We start from the raw sequence: 1,168 nt of genomic DNA, 5'->3' as shown, positions 1-1,168 counted from the left end.
GAGAGAGCCCTTGCTCCAGACGGTCGGCTCGTTCATCGGGGCGAATCTTCTGGATGCCGAATGCGATTTCGGCAATCGCCACGGTGGAAAGAGCTAACTCGGCGTCGTTTCGGACAAGCCAAGCCAGAACGGCTGGATCCGGCGCCTTCCTAAGGGTTTCCGAAATCACGTTGGTATCGACGAAAATCAAAGTTCAGGTCCCTTATGGACCTGCCGGCTTTCGCGGATGACGTTCTCCAGGTCGACATCGGCACCATTGCCTGCCGCCAGGCGGGCATAGAAAGCGGACGCGGGTTCGCGTCCTGCTTCACGGATCTCATAGGACTCGAGCGCACGCTCGACGATGTCGGCTATCGAGCGATTTTCGCGCCGCGCAAGTCGATGGGCAAGGTCGCGTGCCTTGGCGCTGCGTACTGAGAGTTGTGGTTCGGCCATCTGAAGCTCCGCTGAAGGTAAAATATACCGGTGGAGTTCTGCCATCAAGATGGCAGATGATGGCTCGTCACCTGGCTGAACGGCACGCCGCCGCCCTGACGGGGCTCCGTCATCTCCGGATAGGCGAATCTCAGCGGCTCGCCGAGGCCATGCTGGACACAAGCTCCTCGGCGTCCGCATCGGCATGGCGGATGGACAGCTGGAATGCCGTGTCGGCGTCGCCACCGACGATCGCGGCCACCAGCGGTTCGTGCAGGGTCGGTATGTCGTGCAAATTGTTGTAGAACCGGTCCGTCAGCCGCAGGAACATCCGCGTCTGGCCTTCGAGCCTTTCGTAAATCTCCATCAGCCGCCGGTGCCCGGAAATGCCGATGACCGTCCGGTGGAACTCGAAATCCAGTTCCATCAGCTTCTTGCGGTTGCCGTTCGAGGCCGCGGTCTTCATGGCCGTCACGATGTCGGTCAGCTGTTTGCGGCCAGCCTCGTCTATGCGTTTTGCGGCCAGCCGCGCGCCGAGCGCCTCCAGTGAGTCCCGCAGCATCGAGATTTCGTAGACGTCCGGCTTTTCCACAGTAATGACGAAGTTGCCCCGGCGCGGCCGATAGACGATCAGACCTTGCGCCTGCAGGTATTTGAGGGCGCCCCGGATCGTGCCCTGGCTGACGTTGAAGCGCGCCGCAAGGTCGAGCTCGATGAGCCGGGTGCCGGGCTCGATCTCGCCGTCGACAATGGC

3 protein-coding genes are annotated in these 1,168 nt (G+C 61.6%); all 3 read right to left on the bottom strand.

Translation table 11 applies throughout. The features are described 5' to 3' along the window. Nucleotides 1–190: PIN domain-containing protein (locus EOD07_RS35160; protein WP_127238415.1), on the bottom strand; the 190-nt coding region annotated here is incomplete at its 3' end. Further along, nucleotides 187–435: a plasmid stabilization protein gene (locus EOD07_RS35155; protein ID WP_127238416.1), complete on the bottom strand. Its 249-nt coding sequence runs from the start codon at nucleotides 433–435 to the stop codon at nucleotides 187–189. The genes EOD07_RS35155 and EOD07_RS35160, both read right to left, overlap by 4 nt. Before the next feature lie 130 nt (nucleotides 436–565). Further along, the coding region (locus tag EOD07_RS35150) for a GntR family transcriptional regulator (protein WP_164772879.1) at nucleotides 566–1,168 on the bottom strand (603 nt) is incomplete at its 5' end.

Source organism: Mesorhizobium sp. M2C.T.Ca.TU.002.02.1.1 (assembly GCF_003997225.1).
Note: the sequence above shows the minus strand (reverse complement) of the source record. Positions and strands in the feature narration are given on the sequence as shown.